The organism is Phaeodactylibacter sp. (genome assembly GCF_040219495.1).
Classification (GTDB): Bacteria; Bacteroidota; Bacteroidia; order Chitinophagales; family Saprospiraceae; genus Phaeodactylibacter.
On sequence record NZ_JAVJSK010000104.1, the window covers coordinates 36,004 to 55,421 of the forward strand.

Genomic DNA, 19,418 nt, shown 5'->3' on the forward strand with positions numbered 1-19,418 from the left:
ACGGGAATCTATTGCTGAAGCAGCAGCGCGGGGCTTCGACCTGTTTCCAGGATTACGAGGGTGTAACTGCTCCGAAGCCTTGCAGCATAAGCGGTCGGTTCTACCCGTAGTTTCAAACTTTACAATCCACTAACGCTGGGTGACTCATGTCCGGTTTCCATCAGTTTTGAGTTGTCATGCGGGCAAAATATTCATTTTCGTAGCTTTACGCCATGGAAAAATGGCAGCAGTTGTGGAAAGTGCCGGGCTACCGCTGGCCGGCCCTGTTTTTCACGGTCTACCTCGGGCTTGGGCTGGCGCTTTACGGAGGCTATGGTATGTCCTGGGATGAAGCCCTGCAGCGGCAGCACGGTTTCGTATCTGCGGAGTATGTCAATCAGCAGTTTGATCTGACCGATCAGCAGTACGACTGGCGGCAGCTGCACGAGTACATGTACCGCTACCACGGGGTCTGGTTTACCCTGCCCATGGCCTGGCTGGAAGAAGCCTGGGGGCTGAACTCCTTCCGGCAGCAATTCCGGATGCGGCATTTGGCCGTTTTTCTGTTGTACTGGCTGGCGGGTATCGTCTTTTTCCGCCTTCTGCTGCGCCGCTTCGGGCACTGGGGATGGGCACTGCTGGGTGCTACCTTCTGGGTGCTCAGCCCGCGCCTGTTCGCGCATTCCTTTTTCAATCCTAAAGACCTGCCTTTTCTGTCTTTGTTTGTGATCAGCAGCTGGACGCTGTACCGGTTGTGGCTGCGCCCGGGTATTGGCACGGCCCTATTGCACGCTCTGGCTTGTGGTATGCTGATCGGCATGCGTATCATTGGGATGCTCATGCCCGTGATGACGGTTTTTTTGTTCTTAGCGGATATTTTGGTGGGGAAAGCCGGGACACGCCCGCTATGGTGGAAACGGATCATTGGGCTGGGGGTCTATCTCCCGATGGCCTACTGGGCAACGGTGGTGTTTTGGCCCTACCTTTGGCCCGATCCGCAGTTACAGTTTTTTGAAGCCTTTGAGATCATGTCGCAGTACGGCTGGGGCGGGAAAGTGCTCTTCAACGGGCAGTTTTACGCCGGCCCCGACATCCCCTGGCAGTACATCCCGGTTTGGATTGGGATTTCCACCCCACTACTTTACCTGGTATTGGCGCTGACGGGCACTCTGAGTTTACTGCCCCGCGCCTGGTCCAATTTGCGGAAGCGGCCCTCTAGCATCTGGGCGACTCCGGAAGATCGGAAAGACTGGGCGAGCCTGGGGCTTGTGATTGCGCCCATCCTGGCGATCATCGTTTTGGAGTCGGTGGTCTATGATGGCTGGCGGCATCTGTTTTTTGTCTATCCGAGCCTGCTCTACCTCGCCGTACTGGGTACAAAAGCCGTTTGGGAATGGGCGGGCAGCCAAAAGTGGTGGCGCAAGGTGCTGATAGGCGGTCTTGGTTTACAGGGCCTTTACCTGCTGATGTGGATGGTGGTGAACCACCCGCACCAAAACGTTTTCTTCAATGCGCTGATCCGGGGCAATCAACTTGGGCAGTATGACCTCGACTACTGGGGCACGTCTTACAAGCAAGGCTTTGAAGCCCTGGCAGAGCTGGATGCGCGCCCGGTCATTAAGGTGGCGTATCAGTCCTATCCGGCCACGCTCAACTACGAGTACCTGCACCCCGAGCTGCGCGCCCGTTTCGAGCTGACCGAAGACCCTGCCGCTGCGGATTACTTCCTTTCCGACTACCGGGTGTGGCGGTCGGAGCTAGACCAGGCCCTGAACCGGAGCGGGCTTTACAGGGGCGAAGAAGTGCACGCCATCTACGCCGGGCAGACCAAGATTCTGGGTATTTACCGCTTGCGCAAAAACTGACGGTAGAGCCGTTCTACTTTTTTATCCTTCAGCTCGCCCCGGTGCAGGATCAGCCGGTTGCGGAAGCGGAGTGGCTCACGCTCTGATAATTCAATTGCTGTGGCACCCGGGAAAGCCGGATTTTGCATGCTATTCTGCTTACGCAAAATCCATCCCTGAAATTGAGGCAATTGCTGCGGCTCGCACATCATCACTACTGCCGTTTGTTCTGGTAAGCGGGCGTTGAAGCTGCCACTCGCCCGCACCCACCCGCCGGCTTCTACGGCAGTGGCCTTAGGCGTGATTTCCCCACTGGCATTAGAAAAAGTGAGCGGGTTAGTGGTGTTGAGCCGGACCGAAAACCCACTGTAGCCCTTTGCGTCTTCGGATCCTCCAATGCGGATGCCAGGCGCCATTGCAGTAAGCTGTATGTCGAAGTCAAGAATACGGATATCCTTGCCTTTTTGGCGGACGTACAGGCGGACGTCTTCCCGTACAAGGGTATCTGGCACCCCCGGAGGTGCATCCGCTGCAGCCAGCCAATAGACCACCGCCTGCAGGCCGGCCCGTTTTCGCTGCGCCTGCTTGCCCGTCACGGTTACCTCCCAGCGGATGCCCTCGCACAGCCACGGGTCACCTACCCGCACCTTGCCTGCGTAGAGCTGATGCCAGGTCCAGAAAATGCCCCGGTGGTGGCGGTGGTCTTCCGGGAAGTCCTGGGTGAGCAGCGCACCGCTGAGCCCGTAAACGGGGTGGAGGTAATTAGAGCGGGGGTAAGCATCATTGTAAGCCAGGGTGCCGGTCTGATAAGCAAAGCAGGGCTGTTCGCCATAGTAAAGGCTGAGCGCATCGAGCTCCTGCCGGAATTCGAAGGGCTGGGCGGTGGCACCGGATAGTGTGATCAGGCTCAACATGAAAAGGGTGAGTCGCATAGCAGGATTTTGAAGGGAAGATAGTAAAATTTGCAGCTACAGCTGCGGCGGCTTGTTACGGGTTTGTTTGAATCAGGCACTGCAGCCAGCTGGCAGGAGCGGTCGTCTACATCGTTATTGCGCTTAAGCAGAGTGTGGAAGCTGATGGTTTGCCCTCTATTGCCCGCCGAATGACAAAACTTAACTTGCGTAAGAACCCAAAATCCCCTTATCTTTGCAGCATGAAGCAAATGTGGGCCATACCGTTACTACTTCTGGTCCTGTCACAGGTGGCATTTCTGCCAGCCGTGACAGCCTGGTTGTCGTACAATCAAGCCTACATTGCCAGCGAGCTCTGCGAGAATCGCTTTGAGCCCGAGCTCATGTGCAGCGGCCGTTGCTATGTGCAAGAGGTCACAAGCGCGGCATTAGGCCATGAGCAGGATGGTGATCAGGCACCGCTGATTGAAGATCAGCGTACCGGCTTGTCGCCTTTTTTACCGGCTCACTACGTCCTTTCTGTAGAGCGTGATCTCTACGCTTTTACCCCCCTGCCGGCAGCAACCATGCTCCGGCCACAACTGCTCTCCTCCGGGGTTTTCCATCCACCAAGGGGATAAAATTTCCCTTTTTGCTCTTTGAGGCGTTTCTGCCTCCTCATGTACGCTCCCAACGGGTAGGCCGGTCTGTTCGACTGCCTATGGCAATTTGTACAGGCGTGTGCCTCCCGTACAGGCGTATGGTTTAGGTTTATGTAAACACACATTCATGTTATTCCGATCTTTTTGGATTGGGGCGCTGCTTCTGTTGGCTGCGCCTGTATGGGGTTGTGATGCCTGTGGCTGTAGCATGTCCCCGTCCTATGCCGCGCTAATGCCCAGCCTCGGCGGGCACTTCGTAGGCTTCTGGTGGCAGCATCAGCACTACCGGACATTCACAGATCCGGTTTTTGAAAGCGGGCAGTTGCCACAGGACGAGTATTTCAACAGTCTGGAAATTCGCGCCCGCTGGGAAATCCACCCGCGGTTGCAAGCCACTCTTATGTTGCCTTACGCCTACCACCTCCGGCAGGATGCCAATGGGCCCCGCACGGTGCGTGGGCTGGGTGATGTGGCCGGGCTGCTCAGTTATACCCTGTTTGATAACAGTGACAGCCTGCAGCTAAAGGTACGCCACCGTATCGTAGCGGGTGTAGGGGGGAAAGCCCCGACCGGCGCCTTTCAGCAGCCGGCTGCCAATGAGGTGGTCAACCCCAATTTTCAGGTGGGGACTGGCAGTTGGGATGCTTTATTCAACCTCAATTATACCGCACGCAGCGGTCGAACGGGCTTGCTGCTCGATGCCACCTACCGGCTCAATGGCGCGGGTCAGAATGGCTATCAGTTTGGCAACCGCTTTGCTGGTCTGCTGAGCCTCTTCCGGGTGGAGCGAATTGGCGGGGCCAGTGTTATGCCGAACCTGGGGCTCTACTACGAGCAGGCCGAATGGGATATTGAGCAGGGTTACTACCGTACTTATACGGGCGGCAATGCCTGGCTGGCCAATGCCGGTGCAGAGGTCTTCTGGCAGCGCTACAACCTTGGCGTCACTTACAGCCTGCCCCTGCAACAAGATTGGAATACCGGACTGGTGGAAGCCCGCTCGCGCGTGGCCTTTCACCTCAATTACTTTTTTTGACCAATATGCGAAAACTGATCTGGCTTCCTGTATGTATTGCCGTCCTATACGGCTGTCAGAAGGAAGCACTTATTGATACGACAGAGCCGGATATCAACATCCTGGCACCGGCAATGGATACCACCTTGTCGGTTGGGGATATGATGCCCGTGCACGTGGACTTCTCAGAAAACCTCGGGCTGCACACTTACTTTATTTGGCTGGTAGCCGAAGATGGCATGCCCACACTGGTAGACAAGCAGCATTTGCATGCCCTGCGGCATGAGGTGCGGCTGGCGTTTCCACTCACTGGCCTCACGCCTGGTGCTTATGAGCTCCGGGTAGAGGCGGATGATCATGACCAGAACACGACAAATGCCGTTGTTCCGGTTCGCATTCAATGAATTTGAATTAATTTCTCAATAACTTAAATTTAAAAATCGACTAATGACAAAAATTAAATTTTCCACCCTGGCCCTTCTGGCCGCCTTCGCCCTTTCTTTCACCGCTTGCGACAACGAGGACGATACCCCTGCCGTACAGGAGGGTACGGTCAATATGATGTTTGAATACACCATTGACGGGGCTGCTTTTGATACCACACAAGTGTATGATGTCAACGGTACGGCTGTAAAGTTCAGCATTGCCAACTTTTACGTAGGAGGGATTGAGCTGATGCCCGAAGAAGGTGACGCTATCCCTGTAGCGGGCAAGTACCTGCTCGTAACTCCGGAAGCAGGCATGCAGGAGGTCACTACCGTACCGGCCGGTCACTATCACATGGTAAACTTCTTCGTGGGCGTAGACCCAACCAACAATAGCCAATCGGAAGGTGACTTTACGAGCCGCAATGCGGATGACCCGCTGTCGATACAATTCCCGGCTATGCACTGGAACTGGAACTCCGGCTACCGCTTCCTGCGTATTGATGGACAGGTAGACACTGATGGTGATGGTGAGGTAGACGAGTCAATGGCCTTCCACCTGGGCACCGCCAATATGTTGCAAAATGTCTCTGTCACTGCCCACAAGGATGTGGAAGACGGCAGCAATATGCTCCACCTGCAGTTCGATCTGGCGAAGCTCTTTGAGGGCATCGACTTATCTACGGACTATTCCACGCACACCATGAATAATCCGGAACTGGCAGCGGCAGTTCGGGACAACATCGCGGGCGCGTTTAGTATGATGCATTAAAGCTAAAGGGTTGCCTGCTATGGTGGGCAACCCTTTCTTTTCTGAGCCTGGTTAATAATCTTCTGATATGCGGTACTCTCCACTGTTCATGCTATTGTTGCTGGTCTTTCCTTCCTGTGAACAAGAGCCGGCATCTCCGGTAGACCTTACGCCCTATGTGCTGGAATTACCACCGCATTTCCCGTACCCGTCTATTCCCGAAGACAACAAACTGACGGAAGCCCGGGTCGCTTTGGGCAAACAGCTGTTTTACGAGCCTGCTCTGTCTATGGATTCCACCATTTCCTGTGCCTCCTGCCATAAGCAAGCCCTTGCCTTTGCCGATGATTTGCCCATCAGCCCCGGTGTGAAAGGCAGGCTGGGTTTCCGTAATTCACCTACGCTCGCCAATCTTGCGTACCTGAGCGTGGTCAATAAGGACGGAGGCGTACCTAAGCTGGATTTACAGGCATTAGTACCCATAGAGGATCATGCGGAAATGGGGCTATCTGTATTACAGGCAGCAGATCGCCTGAATGAAGATCCTTACTATCGGGATGCGTTTGAGAAAGCCTATGGTGATTTAGCCAACCCTTTTACCATCACCCGGGCTCTGGGTGCCTTTCAGCGCACCCTCATCAGTGCCAATAGTACCTATGATCAGTATCTGATGGGCGAAGTCAGCCTAAGCCCCGCACAGGAGCGCGGCCGTCTGCTCTTTTTCAGCGAGCAGACCGATTGCAGCAGTTGCCACGGCAGCTTTAACTTCACCGAAAACGGCTTCTTCAACAACGGCTTGTACACCACCTACGAGGACTGGGGCCGCCGCCGGGTCACGGGACTGCCCGAAGACGACGGCGTCTTCCGGGTACCTACCCTGCGCAATATTACGATGACAGCCCCTTACATGCACGATGGCAGCCTGCCGGATTTGCAGGCCGTGCTACAGCATTACAACAGCGGTGGCACCGCCCATCCCAATAAGGATGCCCGTATTCGCCCCCTGCAGCTTTCCGAGCAGCAACTGTTAGATTTGGAGGCCTTCCTGCATACCCTTACGGATACTGCTTTTTTGACGGATCCCAGATTTCAGTAGGAGATAAAATCAGGCGGTTGTGGTACACGAGCGGAGCGACTGATGGAATAGACTTGATGCGTCGGGTCAGTGCAGTGGGAAGAGGCAGCGCTATTTTAACCCTGTAATCATCCCCGCGCATCGAGTCTAATAAACACCCGCCTAATGATCCGCACCACCTCCTCCGCGCAGCCCCAGGATACGGTAAACCCCGCCCCACCATGCCCGTAATTATGGACCACAGGCTGATCCGGCTCTCTTTCGCAGCGGATGGACGGGCGCTTGGGGCGCAACCCTGCTGCAGCGGCAATAACTGCCGGCTGGGATAAAGCGGGTTGGAGCTGAGCGCAGCGGTCTAAAATCACCCTCGTGTCTTCCGGAGTGGGAGAAGTGTTGTAATCATGATCGTAGTCGGTGCCGCCCAGAATGATGCTGTCGCTGCGCTCAATAATGTAAGCCAGCTTGCCTTTGTCCATGGAGTCGACCATGGAGCGGGCCCCGGGCTGTTTTTGCACCTTTACCACCTGTCCTCGGATGGGGTAAAGGGTCTCGTCCTGGCAAAGTAAACTGGCACCTAAACCGGCGCAATTGACCACGCCATCCGCTTCCTGAAACAGCTGGCGCAGATCGGTCACTGCCTTTTGCTGAAGGGAGCCCCCGCTTTCGCGGAAGCGCTCTAGTAAATAGGGGAGGTACTGTTGTGTTTCGGCTAAGGGCACCCGGGCCAGGTAGCCCATTTCGTAGCCTGCCGGCAACTCTTCCGGACGGGCCAGGCGAACAGCGCCTTCGGGCAATTCTTCCCGCCAGCTGTTGTCGAGGCCCGGGCGGGTGAGGACCAGGAAGTCGGTCATGCTAACGCCGGTCCCGGGCTGTTGCGAAAGCTGCTCAAAGGCCAGGTACGACTCAGCACTCCAACGATTGGCAGCCTGTACGGGCTTTACCGCATACGGGAACCAGATCGCAGCGGCTACAGCCGAAGTCGTGTCCTGTGGGAGCTCCCGCGCGTAAATGCTAACATCAAAACCGGCTTCTTGCAGCCGGACCGCAGTAGTTAGCCCCGAGATGCCTGCGCCAACGACGATTAACCGAGTCATTTGTCCATAGCTTTGCCCTGGAACCAGTTGATGCCCGGAAAGACCGGGTTGCCAGCCGCGCGCCGGAAGGCCACGACCTGCCCAACGTGCCAGAGTGCATCAGCAATCGGCCCATTGAGCTGATGCCAAAAGGGTACGGTAGACTGAACGCCGTCCCGCTCAAAGATCAGGTCGAACGTTGCCATCTCGTTGGTATTGGCGGCCCGGAACTGATCGCTTGCCGCTTTAAGTTTCAGGAGGGTCGTGCGCCTTAAGGTTTCAAAATCTTCTGGTGCCGGTGTTGCCGGGCGTTTATTGGGTTGCTGGAAGGCACTGTTGTAGACCATGGAGGCTAAGCCATGAATGTGGGTTAGCGTCTCCAGTATCGTACGGCCTTCTTCGCTGGGCTTGTACTTGAGGTCGGCAGGAGTCAGCCCTTCGGTCGCCCAGTAGTAGCGGAAGCCCAGCCCGTCAATCATCCGGGCCACGGTGGCGCTGCTGGTGTAGGTCTCCGGAGCTTCGGGGATTTGTTGGTAGGGTAGCGTGTCTTTGGGCATGATGGTTTGGGTTTGGGCCGTGGTGCTGAGGAACAAGAGCAAAAAGCTCAGTAGATAAAAGGGTTGCATGGAAATATTTTTGGCTGTTTTTGTCTCTATTGTGGCAAATCAAAGGCAGGGTTTTGCTCCAACAGGCTGTAGATAAAGCCGTTGACCACTACGTAGTCGTATTGGCCCGCTTTTTCCAGTAGGAAACTGGGGTTGCCGTATTGGTAAATGGTATTGTTGGGCTGCTTGCCGGGGGCAAGCAAAGCTACCGGCCACTGTGCCGAGACACTGGAGTGGGGGAGGTTGGTGATTTGAAAATCCGTATAGCCTTGCCGGACCAGGCTTTGGAGGTCCGTTTGCCGCAGCGCCGCCACATCGGGTAATGCTTTGGCGTAGACCTTACCGGGAACGATCGTGTAGCCGGCCGCATCAAATTCTTCATACCCATGGTAAGTGGACATGTCGCCGAGGTCGGTCAGGCTACCGCGCAGGTAGTATTTCCGGGCATCTTGATAGTCGATCTCCCGGTGGCGGAAGGCGAGGTCGGTCAGGAAGGACTGGCTTTCGTAGAGGCGGTTGGCATTGCGGATGATGAGGTCATGGAAGTCCCCGCTCTCGTTGTAGGGGATGTCCTCGTAGGCTTCCCGGGGCCAGTTTTCGTAAGTGCCATTGGCCATAGCCTCAAAAGCCGTCAGCAAAATGGTGAAGTGAAGCCGCCGAAGGTACTGTTTTTCCCGGTCGCCCTTCAGGCCACCGCTTTCGATCAGGACGGTGTTGGTGCCCCACTTCTGCATATTATCCCCGAAGGCGCGGGGCTCGAAGGTGTCATCGTAGCGGCCGGTCTTGCCGGGAATGTATTGTTGCAGCACTTCGTCCATCAGTACAATAAGCTGCATGGCATCGGCCCTGCCTTCGTTGATGTCCTTGTCTGTGTTGAACGCCGGGGCCAGGAAGGAAACCGAAGCCGTCTCCGGGCTGTCGCCAGCGGCATAGTAGCGGTTTTTATCGTGCAGGTTGAAGCCCCAGACCGCCTGTGTACGGTCGCGGGCAGCTTTGAGGATCTTCGATTCGGGGCTTTGCAGCCGCAGCGCATCCCGGTTGAGGTCAACATCCAGCACATTGCGGCGCTGATAGCGCTCGGCGCCATCCGGGTTGAGCATAGGGATGAAATGCAGGGTCAATGCTTCTTTGATCTCTGCCCTCAGGCTGTCAAACCCATCGCCACGGGCCTGGAAAAAGTTGAATATATCCATAATAGCCATGGTAGCCGTGGGCTCATCACCGTGCATTTGTGACCATAGGAGTACAGGCGTCGGGCCCTCGCCCAGTTGTACTTCGGAGATGCTTCGCCCTTCCACCGACGCTCCGAGTACGGTGACTTCAAACTCCGGGGGCAGGCTGTCGAGCAAAGCTGTGATATCGGAATGCTTAAAGCGCAGGTTGGTGATAGCGGGCTCCCGGTATTGCTCAAAGGCTTCGTACAGCCGGGCGGCAAGGGGCGGGCTACCGGGCCGGGGGGGGGACTGATTGATGGAATCGACTGCTCCCTGAAGTGGGGCGTCGGTCTCACTCGGAGCGTTTTTGCAGCCTGCAACTGTAAGCAGCGCCAGCATGCAAAAAGGTAAAAAGTATTTCATGGATAATGTTTTACACTTTACGGCAAAATAGGGATTCTTTGTTGATAGTGTGGAAGCTTTGCTGTATCTTGAAAAAGATAGAGTCAAACAACCCGAGATTTTGCTTCGCGTCTACTGCGTGGTGTGAATTCTGGCTTGCTCTTTTTAGCTTCTCTGATCGTCGCTGCGTCAATCCCGGTTAACTGGGACGCCGACTTCACCGTGAGGCCCTATCCCGCGCTTCGTGTAGGCATCGCCTACGTTTTTTGCCTTGCGAGCAAAAAAAACAGCTTCGTCATATTTTTACAAATCTCAAGTTGTCAGACTATACGCCGAAAAAAACATCAAGCTATGAAATCAATTGTACCTGCACTAATCGGGGTATGCCTCAGTTTTTCCCTGTACGCTACCCATTTAATCGGAGGTGAAATCGCCTTTCGGCAAATTGACCCGCTTACGGTAGAAGCCGAAGGGTACTTATATCATTCCAGTGGAGGCCGCGACTCTATAACGCTATGTTGGGGAGATGGAAACTGCGACCGGGTAGTCCGGTCTAACGGTCCGGATATTGATGGCGACGGGATACCTGACGGGGAGCCTGTCCCGGGCACAAGCGCCACATTGAGCATTTATAAGCATACGCATACTTACGAAGCCAAAGGGGCCTACATCTTAAGCATCACGGAGCCTAACCGGAACGGAGGTATCTTGAATTTAAATTTCCCCAACTCCGATCAGGTGCGGTTTCACGTACAATCACTGGTGAATGTCACCAATGATAATACCCCTAATCACAGCCCGGTCAATTATGAACCCATGGCAGTAGACAACGCTATGGAAAGCCGGTTGTTTCAGCACACCCCAAATGCCTTTGACCAGGATGGTGACAGTATTGCCTACCATTTAGTTGCGCCCAATCAGGATATAGACACTGAGTTGCCGAATTACGAAGATCAACTTGCAGCGGTGAGTCTTGATCCAATAACGGGAGTGTTCAACTTCCAAAGTGATCAACCCGGGGAGTATGTTTTTGCTATTCAGGTCCGGACTTACCGAAACGACACCCTTCAGGATGTTGTTGTCCGGGATATGTTGATTTTCTGTAGTCCGGGAGCGTTATTGCCCCCCATTCTAAGCCTGAGCCAGCTTGCTACCGAACGGGAAGTGCTGGTGGGGGATACCGTCATCATTGATGCGGCTGCACTCAGCGAACCTTTTGGCGAGCCCCTGCAACTCACCTGCACTGGCGGCTTATTGGAGTACTTTGGGAACCCGGCTACTTTTGACTCTCTTCCCGCTGCGCCTTTGGCAGAGGCTACTTTCCAGTGGGTTGTGGAACCGGAAGATTTCCGGGATGCCCCCTATCAGATCGTGTTTAAAGCACGGGATGATGGGAATATTTTTGGGCTGTCAACCCTCATTCCTGTCCGTTTCCGGGTAGTGGAAGCACTTACTTCAACGGATGTATTCAATGGAAGAACGGACTGGAAACTTTTCCCCAATCCGGCAACAGGAAGCCTTCAAATCTCCAGGTCTGAGTATTCCGGACCCGTGGGCTACGAAATCCGGGCCGCTTCCGGTCAATTACTACTGTCGGGTAGATTGCAGCAGTCCGGCAATCGGGTTGATATCAGCAGTCTGCCAAAAGGCTGGTACGTACTATCGGTGCTTTTGCCCGATGGGCAGCAACGTCCACTGCCATTCATAAAGCAGTAATTTGTCCGCGAATCTATTTGCCGAAGAGCAATGAATGGGGGCTTTAGATAGCTTAGTCTTTATGAAGCTGCCGCTGGATAAATCCTTTCGGGCAATGCGCACAGCCTGGTGTTTATCAGATCTGGCGATTAGGGGCGCAGGGTCATCGGGTGTGCATAACAAATTGCACCACTTGAATAGCCTGGCAGCATTCGTGGATAAGCTGGAGCAGAGCGGGAAGCTCTACCCCAGCAGCTACCGCGCTTAAATGCAGAGTGTTGCACTTCTGGTATTGATAGCAGGTAGTCACTTTCTGTTTTGTGCAATTTGTTATACACACGTCATCGGGTGCACCGCTTCATTGTCGCCGGAAAGTAGTTATATTGCCCGTTCAAAAACAACATATGGCTTCGGCAATTTCAGAGTTGGCAGACTTCGCCGTACAGACAGACATCACGGTGCAATGGGGGGAGATGGACGCGGCTTATCATGTCAACAACGTGGTCTACCTGCGTTGGTTTGAGCACGCGCGGGTGATTTACCTAGACCGTCTGGAGTACCCGGTCGTACTCGAGCAGGAAGGGCTGCCCGGGGTCATCCTGGGCAAGCAGGACTGCAAGTACCTCTTTCCGGTGCGCTATCCGGATACGATTACGCTGGGGATCAAGGTCACGGAAATGGGCGCGGACCGGTTTGTCATGCATTGCAAAATGTACAGTCAGCAGCATCAACGCCTCGTTGCTATTGCAAACGCGACGATCGTGACCTACGACTATCAAAAACAGTGTAAAGCACCAATACCGGAGATGTTACGGCAAAGGGTGCAGGCTATAGAACAACAAGTATGAAAACGACACCGATTCTCATCGTAGGAGCGGGTCCGGCGGGGTTGGCTATGGCCGGGCGGTTGCGCCACCGGGGGCTCGAATTTGAAATCATTGAGCAGAGTCATGAAGTAGGGCATGCCTGGCACCACCACTACGAGCGGGTGCACCTGCACACGGTTAAGGAGTACTCTCACTTGCCCTACCTGCCTTTCCCTGAAGATTACCCGCAGTACGTATCCCGGCAGCAACTGGTCGATTACCTGGAGGGCTACGCGGAGCATTTCCGTATTCAGCCCCACTTCGGGCACAGCCTGGAGCGCGTTGCCCGGGAAGGCGCAGACTGGGTGGCTACCTGTAGCAACGGGCTGTCATTCAAAGCCCGTCAGGTTATATTCGCAACCGGGGTCAACCGCATTCCCAATATCCCCCTCTTTGCGGATCAGGAAGACTTTTCCGGCACCGTGCTGCATAGCCGGGATTATCGCAACGCAGCACCCTATCAGGGCGAAACGGTGCTGGTGGTCGGCATGGGCAATACGGGTGCAGAGATTGCCCTTGACCTTAGCGAAGCTAGCATTCCTACTTTGCTGTCGGTACGGGGGGCAGTGAATGTTGTGCCCCGTGATTTCCTGGGGCGGGCTACGCAAAAAACGGCTTTTGCGCTGGCCAGGTTGCCCCGTCCTATTGGCGACTGGATCGGTCAACAGGTGCAGGGGTTGGCATTTGGCAATCTGCGCCCTTACGGCCTAAAGCCTTCACCGGTGCCGCCCGCTCGTCAGCTCCGGGAAACCGGCAAAACGCCCGTGATTGATGTAGGGACCGTAGCCGCCATAAAAGCCGGGAAAATCAAGGTGGTGCCGGCGCTGAAAGCCTTTACTCCTGATGGAGCGATCTTTGAGGATGGCAGTGAGCACCACTTTAGCACCGTCATCCTGGCCACGGGTTATTACGCCCGTCTTGAGGCTTTTCTACCGCATAGCGACAAGTTGTTCAATGCAGACCATTTGCCCAAAAGCTGTATTGGGGAAGGGCCGCACGAAGGCTTGTACTTTCTGGGTTTTGACAATTATCAGCCCGGAGGCATACTGGGGGTCGTGTACCGGGATTCGGAACGGATTGCAGAGGCGCTTGCGGATTATTTCGGAAGGGGCTAAATGTAGAAGTTTAGCCTGATAAGGTGCTCACCCTTTGGGTTTTAGCTCCTCGTCCATTCGCCAGTAGTCCATATGGGTTGTGATAGGCGTCGTCTACCTGCCAAAGGAGCGTTCTCCTGACTCTGGATCGCATCAGGGAGAGGTCCACATTCCGCACCTGACGGTGTGGGCAGGGACTTCGGATCTTCGGGTTACCCACCTGTAGCCCTAACGGAGCAGAGGGGACTGTGCTGGTCCTTGCTCAGGCGCTGGGCTGAGCGCTAAAGGGCGTTGAGCCGTACCTTCCGCATCATAAAAGCATAAGGCACCGGTCAAGCCCCTGAAGTCCCGCCATGGACTGTATGTGGGTAATCTTCAATTAGGTCAGGTTTCCCCGCGCCGTAGGTGCGGAATGTGCTTGTTTCTAATGTATTGAGTGTCTTCCCGGCCAACTGTTAGCAGCACAGTTACTGCATTCCGTTGTGTAAGACTTTTAGGGTGAATGGCCCCTCTGTTGACTCCACCCGGAGCAAGTATAAGCCGGAAGGGTGGGCGCTCATGTCAATAGCAACCTGAGAGCCGCGGATGGCCTGTTGATGAACCACCTGCCCGTTGGAATGGAACAGCTGCAATACCGCCTGAGGAGGAAGCCCCTGAAGGTGGAGCGTGTGGTCTACCGGATTGGGGAAAGCCCGGATGTTATTGGCCAGGCCGGCATCCGCTACATCTGAAATCAAGTCCCTGTAGCCCAGGAAAAACAAAGCACCAGCTATCGTAGCAGGTTGCACACAAGCTGTATGGTTGAGCGTAGCCCCGGCGTCAATGGCCATCACATCCGCAGCTCCGTTGGCATTCATGACCGAATCGGCCAGAATACTATTGGTAAAAGCCACCTGATCATCGGCAGTGCAGTAATATAACCGGGTAGGAGACTGCGGTGTCCAGTCGTAGACATCATTATCCGCCAGCGCCTGTATGATTGGGTGATTGGGGTCACCGGATTCCACTGCCGTCAGGAGGCTATCCTGAAGCATGTACCGGGAAATAGGTGCCCCTTCGTTAGCGGTCAGCAGATCGATAAGCGTATTGTTCAATGTTCCCAGCGTAATAGCCCCATCGTAGAACTCCTGAATAGGTGCTGCGTAGGGATTTTTGAAATACGCTTCAACGCTGTCGAAAAGGCCATAAGCTTCGTTGTACGACAAGGCGGTATAAGCGAGGTACCCCTGATAGAAGTAAGGCTCTTCGCTCAGCAAGGCCGCACGCGTAACTCCTGAGATGCTATACGGCCCAGACATAGGGGCAGAAGCAGTCACGGTAAAGTCATCGGCGTAATTAGCTTCCAGCTCCCGGTGTACAGCAGCCGCGCCGTGCCCACCCTGCGAATAGCCTGTAATAAACAGCTGTTCGTTGATGGCCGGCCCTTCTGCTTCGCAGAAAGCTTTGGCTGCGAAGAGCATATCAATGCCCGCTGATGCTTCGGTATCCGCATGGACATAGGGGTGGAAGCCTCTGGATTCGCCCAGCCCCAGGAAGTCCGGCGCAGCGGTGACGAAGCCCAGTCCGCCCCAGACCGCTGCCAGTTCCCAGCCGCCAGATAAATTAGAGGGCACATCCTGCTTGCTGTCTACGGTGCCATGCATGTAGCAAAGCAGCGGGTATTGGAATTCAGCTTCCCGGACCGGCAGTACCAGTAGCCCGGAGGCGGTATCGGGCACCCCGTTGATATCCGGAGTGGTATACCGTATTTTGTAGTACTCGATGCCGTTTTGCATCAGGAATCCGTACTCGGCCTGCATTTGTTCTAGGCTTTGGCTGCCTTTGAATTCATAGTCGACGAGGTCTTGAGCCAACGCGGCCTGACTAATGAGGAGAAGGGCGCTGAAGGAAAGGTATTTCAGGTAGTGGTTGAAGGTGTCCATACAGATTGATTTTTAGGTGATATTTCTGATTGGATCAAAGTACCACTTTTTTGATAATTAGGGCACAGGCCCATGATGAAAGTTTTAAAAATGCATTTTTTGATACAAAAAATATATTTTTGACTTAAAGCAATCTCTGTATGCTTCAACAACCCCAAGTAGATCAACCAGATGACCGGTATTTTCAACAGGTAATGAGCAATCCGGAAGTTGTCAAAGGCTATATCAAGTTTTTTTATCCTGATATAGCTTCGATTACCGATCTGGATACGCTTTATCCTCAAAAAGTTAAATTATTAAGCCCGCATTTAAAGCTTTTTAGTACGGATGTAATCTACCGGTGCAAGCTCTAAGACGGACTATTCAAAAAACAGGGCCTTCAACCGGTGATGGTTGAAGGCCCTGCATTTTTGAGACCATTCAAGGTTTAAGCCGCCAACTGCCGGTCGTAGGCACCAGTGCCCAGCTTATGCAGCATGGTAAAATGGCTGCGCAGGGCTGCAAAAAACGTAGGGTGCTCATAATAAGGCACACCGTATTCCTTTGCAGTAGCCTTCACTATAGGGGCAATATCCGGATAGTGGACATGGCAGATATTCGGGAAAAGGTGATGCTCAACCTGATAGTTGAGGCCACCGATGAACCAGCTGAAGAAGTGCCGCCCTTCTGCGAAATTAGCGGTTGTTTTAAGTTGGTGTACCGCCCAGCTGTTTTGTACGCTACCACTCTCATCGATCTTGAAGAAGTGGGTCTCCTCCAGTACGTGTGCAGACTGGAAGACAAAGGCCAGGAACAGCCCACAAGCGAAGTGCATCATCAGGAAGCACAGTAAGGTTTGCCACCAAACCAGGGGAAGGATCATGATAGGTAACACGAGTGTAATGATCACATAGGCTATTTTGGTAAGTACCACGTAGGTCATTGCCCGGCCAAAGGTCAGTCCCTGTGCCTTGAGCAGCCCCCGTTTGTGGTAGTCGACGGTCTGTATAAAGTCCTTGGCCACCAGCCAGAAGATGGTCATCATGCCGTACAGTAAGGGGGCGTAGAAGATTTGGTAACGGAAGGCCGGCTTGCGTTCCTGATCAGGAGAAAACCGCATGATGCCTTTGTCGATATCTTCGTCATGCTCGTGTACGTTGGTGTAGGAATGGTGCAGGACGTTATGCTGAATACGCCAGTTGATGTGGTAGCCTCCTACGAGATTGATTACACTGCCCAGCGCGTCATTGACACGCGGGTTGGAAGAGTAGGCTCCGTGGTTGGCATCGTGCATAACCGAGAAGCCAATCCCCGACATGCCCAGGGACATGAGCGCCCACATCAGTACGATGGCCCAAGTGGCCTGTACCACGCCCGAAAGCATAAGCATTAAGGGGATGATATACAAGGAAATCATAAATACCGTCTTGAAAACCATTTGGTTATTGGCGTATTTGGTAATGCCCTTGTCTGTAAAATGCTGATTGACGCGCTTGCGCAGTTCCTGAAAAAATTCAGGCTGATCGTCTTTGTTGAAACGAACAGTAGATGAAGTTGCCATGGTTTCGTTATTGTTTGATGATATTTAATCAATGAAGATAGGACAGTTGTCGATAGAATTCGAAAGATTGTCTAAAAATCTTTGTGATAGGGTGGAAGATTGACGAAAATAAGACATGTATGTTTTACGAGATGCTATGCCAGCATCCCAAAACGCTCTTAACGTCAGTTTGTGATGTATTTAAACCCGTAAACTTTGCTACTGTTGGGGCTGATTGGTGAGGTGATTAGTGCTTTGTCAAATATGAAAAGCCGGGGATTTGGAGATGAGCATAAGGAACACCTTCTATCGGTTGGGATGACACGCGACTTCTCCGAAGCCAACTTCCCGTGTTGTTGCCAGGATTATAAATGTGTAACTTCTCCGATGTATCTCAGTATCTCTACAAATCAAACATCCTTAGAACCGTAATGTTCCTGAATTATAAACAAAACAAAAATCATGCGATTACTCCTTTCCCTTCTTATCAACGGATTTTTAGTTTATCTGTGTGCTGAAATCCTGTCCGGCGTTAGTATTGATGGGTACCTGAACGCTGTGCTTGTAGCTTTACTGCTCGGCATGGTCAACTTTTTTGTCAGGCCGGTCCTGACCCTGCTCACCCTGCCCATCACCATTCTCACCCTTGGGCTTTTCCTGCTGGTGATCAATGGCGCTATGGTGCTGCTGGTGGACTGGATGCTGGACGGCTTCTACGTTGACGGCTGGATTTGGGCCATCTTTTTTGCGATCGTGATGGCTATCTTCAACCTGTTTGTAGGGCAGTTTACGGTGCAGGAAAAAGAAAAGTAATTGGTTTTTCACCGGAATCGGGTTAACTTATAGACCATAAAATATCCATTATGAAAGCAAATATCATTTCTCTGGCTTTACTGTTCTGGGCGGGTCTCGGCTGCGCACAGTCCGAGCAATACTGCAATACCGATTTTGGGTTTTGCCTGGAATATCCGGCTCAGTTTTCTATGCTGACGGCAAAGGGGGCTGCCGACGAACCTGCGCTATTTGTTGCCGATCAGGGGCAAACGAAAATCGAGATAGCAGGTTATGCCAATGCGGACAACTGGAGCCTTGAGGATATTTACTACATGAACTTTGAGGACGACCTGCGGCAAAACCCTGATCTGAATATTATCGAAGAAAAATTCGGTGAAGATCAATTTGAGGTTTTGTATGAGGAAAACGATCAGCTTCACTACTTCCGGGTACAACAACGGCCCGGTCAGTACATCAAGCTTTCCGTCAGGTTGCCTGCTTCACGGCGGTCGGAACTGCCTGAACTGAGTGCTCAATTGTCTGTTCAGATTCCCAATCCTTAAGCCATGGAGGACTTGCTCACCGGTTACCTCCTGCCCATCGCGCTAATGCTTGTCATCTGGCTGGTACTCATGAATATGGGCAAACGCAAGCGCCGGGATCAAAGAGACCGGAGGCGTTTTTAAATTAATCACTGCGCCGCCTGCTCCGCTTGGGCTCTTTGATCACATAGCGCACCATGAGGCTGGCGGACACATTGGTGACCGGCAGATCGTACTTTCGGTTGGCTCGCCGCTGCTGTTCCGGGAGCGAGGGGTCCTCGATTTCTATTGTGCCCAAGTCTGCAATCAGAAAGTTAGGGATGACCTTCGCGTCAATCATCAGGCGTTTGGTGGGCTGAAAGGACAAGACAGGAATCAGGCTAAGGTCGATGGTAAACATGTGCCCTCTGGTACTTAAAGGCCCAGGGCCCAGAGATATTGTACGATGGGCGTAGAAAGTCGATTCGAGCCCGGCGGATAGTCCAAACCGGAAATTAGGGTAGTCTCTCCGGCGTTCTCCGAAGTATTTACCTACTTCATATCGGACCCCGACAGCACCGCTGCGCTCTTCAATACCCTGGCTATGGGTAGGGACTTCGTTGCCTTCATCATCAATAACCGATACCAGAAATTGATGAGAGGATTGGGTTAGTGACAGCCTGGTTAGCGAGAAATCTTGAAACAGACCGTTCTCATTCCAAATTTGAAAGCTGGCTCCCAATCCAATCAGGTTGCTTGGTGGGTGGTAGGTACCGTTTTCCACAAACTCATAGGAATTGCCCTCTACAAGGACAAAGGTGCCTGAATTTCTCGTAATGAAATTCAATATCGTATACTCAAACTCCTTTATGTAACTCTTTCGGTAGCTGTAGGGCCTCAAAGGAGGGGTGTAGTTGAAGTTGGTGGATACCGTGAGGGTGTTGCCACCCCGCCGCTGTGCCTGACTATTTAGCGGCATCAGGCAAATGCCCAAAAGTAGAAGTACAGGAATAAGGTGTTTGACAGAGAAAGCACTCGAATAACAGAGGTTCATGATTTTAATGTTCTTGGTTTGCAGAGATATCGACAAAGATAGAATCTTTGGGCCAACCATTTTTCCGAAATCCCGTTTGGTTTTTATCCAGTTGACCT

At 53.3% G+C, this 19,418-nt stretch carries 19 protein-coding genes; 12 read left to right on the forward strand and 7 right to left on the reverse strand.

Going from position 1 to position 19,418, the window contains the following annotated elements:
* The first annotated feature begins 212 nt into the window (after positions 1–212).
* Complete coding sequence (locus RIC19_RS16570) at positions 213–1,844, forward strand: glycosyltransferase family protein (RefSeq protein WP_350179459.1); 1,632 nt, start codon at positions 213–215, stop codon at positions 1,842–1,844.
* Here RIC19_RS16570 and RIC19_RS16575 read toward each other — a convergent pair.
* Complete coding sequence (locus RIC19_RS16575; RefSeq protein ID WP_350179460.1) at positions 1,823–2,755, reverse strand: DUF6807 family protein; 933 nt, start codon at positions 2,753–2,755, stop codon at positions 1,823–1,825. The genes RIC19_RS16570 and RIC19_RS16575 overlap by 22 nt on opposite strands.
* Before the next feature lie 221 nt (positions 2,756–2,976).
* Between RIC19_RS16575 and RIC19_RS16580 the strand changes: the two genes are divergently transcribed.
* The 5 genes from RIC19_RS16580 to RIC19_RS16600 all read left to right on the forward strand — a co-directional run bounded on the left by RIC19_RS16580 (position 2,977) and on the right by RIC19_RS16600 (position 6,662).
* Positions 2,977–3,354, forward strand: a complete 378-nt coding sequence (locus RIC19_RS16580) for a hypothetical protein (protein WP_350179461.1) — start codon at positions 2,977–2,979, stop codon at positions 3,352–3,354.
* A 148-nt stretch (positions 3,355–3,502) separates the two neighbouring features.
* Positions 3,503–4,411: a hypothetical protein gene (locus RIC19_RS16585; protein ID WP_350179462.1), complete on the forward strand. Its 909-nt coding sequence runs from the start codon at positions 3,503–3,505 to the stop codon at positions 4,409–4,411.
* A gap of 5 nt (positions 4,412–4,416) precedes the next feature.
* Positions 4,417–4,794, forward strand: coding sequence for a hypothetical protein (locus RIC19_RS16590; RefSeq protein ID WP_350179463.1), 378 nt, complete (start codon positions 4,417–4,419; stop codon positions 4,792–4,794).
* Between the two features lie 43 nt (positions 4,795–4,837).
* A complete protein-coding gene (locus RIC19_RS16595) occupies positions 4,838–5,587 on the forward strand; it encodes an MbnP family protein (protein ID WP_350179464.1) in 750 nt (249 codons plus the stop codon).
* A gap of 67 nt (positions 5,588–5,654) precedes the next feature.
* Complete coding sequence (locus RIC19_RS16600; RefSeq protein WP_350179465.1) at positions 5,655–6,662, forward strand: cytochrome-c peroxidase; 1,008 nt, start codon at positions 5,655–5,657, stop codon at positions 6,660–6,662.
* A gap of 107 nt (positions 6,663–6,769) precedes the next feature.
* Here the strand turns inward: RIC19_RS16600 and RIC19_RS16605 are convergent, their stop codons facing one another.
* From RIC19_RS16605 to RIC19_RS16615, 3 genes are read right to left on the reverse strand one after another with little or no spacing between them, the layout of a single operon-like run.
* Positions 6,770–7,735 (reverse strand): FAD-dependent oxidoreductase, encoded by a 966-nt coding sequence (locus tag RIC19_RS16605; RefSeq protein ID WP_350179466.1) that lies wholly within the window; start codon positions 7,733–7,735, stop codon positions 6,770–6,772.
* Positions 7,732–8,340 carry a DinB family protein gene (locus RIC19_RS16610; protein ID WP_350179467.1) on the reverse strand — a complete coding sequence of 203 codons (609 nt, stop codon included), beginning with the start codon at positions 8,338–8,340 and terminating at the stop codon, positions 7,732–7,734. Before RIC19_RS16610 ends, RIC19_RS16605 begins: the two co-directional genes overlap by 4 nt.
* A 26-nt stretch (positions 8,341–8,366) precedes the next feature.
* Entirely contained in the window at positions 8,367–9,896 is a 1,530-nt protein-coding gene (locus RIC19_RS16615; RefSeq protein ID WP_350179468.1) for a M14 family zinc carboxypeptidase, read from the reverse strand.
* A 330-nt stretch (positions 9,897–10,226) separates the two neighbouring features.
* Here RIC19_RS16615 and RIC19_RS16620 point away from each other — a divergent pair, with 330 nt between their 5' ends.
* From RIC19_RS16620 to RIC19_RS16630, 3 genes are all read left to right on the forward strand, one after another.
* Positions 10,227–11,591: a T9SS type A sorting domain-containing protein gene (locus RIC19_RS16620; RefSeq protein ID WP_350179469.1), complete on the forward strand. Its 1,365-nt coding sequence runs from the start codon at positions 10,227–10,229 to the stop codon at positions 11,589–11,591.
* A gap of 383 nt (positions 11,592–11,974) precedes the next feature.
* Positions 11,975–12,418, forward strand: a complete 444-nt coding sequence (locus RIC19_RS16625; RefSeq protein WP_350179470.1) for an acyl-CoA thioesterase — start codon at positions 11,975–11,977, stop codon at positions 12,416–12,418.
* Positions 12,415–13,551 carry a flavin-containing monooxygenase gene (locus RIC19_RS16630; protein WP_350179471.1) on the forward strand — a complete coding sequence of 379 codons (1,137 nt, stop codon included), beginning with the start codon at positions 12,415–12,417 and terminating at the stop codon, positions 13,549–13,551. The genes RIC19_RS16625 and RIC19_RS16630 overlap by 4 nt, the downstream gene beginning before the upstream one ends.
* 446 nt (positions 13,552–13,997) lie before the next feature.
* Here the strand turns inward: RIC19_RS16630 and RIC19_RS16635 are convergent, their stop codons facing one another.
* Positions 13,998–15,452: a T9SS type A sorting domain-containing protein gene (locus RIC19_RS16635; protein WP_350179472.1), complete on the reverse strand. Its 1,455-nt coding sequence runs from the start codon at positions 15,450–15,452 to the stop codon at positions 13,998–14,000.
* A 140-nt stretch (positions 15,453–15,592) separates the two neighbouring features.
* Here RIC19_RS16635 and RIC19_RS16640 point away from each other — a divergent pair, with 140 nt between their 5' ends.
* The gene (locus tag RIC19_RS16640) at positions 15,593–15,805 is read left to right on the forward strand and encodes an Rpn family recombination-promoting nuclease/putative transposase (RefSeq protein ID WP_350179473.1); all 213 of its coding nucleotides are present in this window, start codon (positions 15,593–15,595) and stop codon (positions 15,803–15,805) included.
* A gap of 74 nt (positions 15,806–15,879) precedes the next feature.
* Here the strand turns inward: RIC19_RS16640 and RIC19_RS16645 are convergent, their stop codons facing one another.
* Positions 15,880–16,992 carry a fatty acid desaturase family protein gene (locus RIC19_RS16645; RefSeq protein ID WP_350179474.1) on the reverse strand — a complete coding sequence of 371 codons (1,113 nt, stop codon included), beginning with the start codon at positions 16,990–16,992 and terminating at the stop codon, positions 15,880–15,882.
* A gap of 441 nt (positions 16,993–17,433) precedes the next feature.
* Between RIC19_RS16645 and RIC19_RS16650 the strand changes: the two genes are divergently transcribed.
* Complete coding sequence (locus tag RIC19_RS16650; protein ID WP_350179475.1) at positions 17,434–17,784, forward strand: phage holin family protein; 351 nt, start codon at positions 17,434–17,436, stop codon at positions 17,782–17,784.
* A gap of 50 nt (positions 17,785–17,834) precedes the next feature.
* Positions 17,835–18,308: a hypothetical protein gene (locus tag RIC19_RS16655; RefSeq protein ID WP_350179476.1), complete on the forward strand. Its 474-nt coding sequence runs from the start codon at positions 17,835–17,837 to the stop codon at positions 18,306–18,308.
* Between the two features lie 124 nt (positions 18,309–18,432).
* On the opposite strand, the gene RIC19_RS16660 is transcribed toward RIC19_RS16655, so the two are convergent.
* Positions 18,433–19,320, reverse strand: a complete 888-nt coding sequence (locus RIC19_RS16660) for a hypothetical protein (protein WP_350179477.1) — start codon at positions 19,318–19,320, stop codon at positions 18,433–18,435.
* Positions 19,321–19,418: the final 98 nt, after the last annotated feature.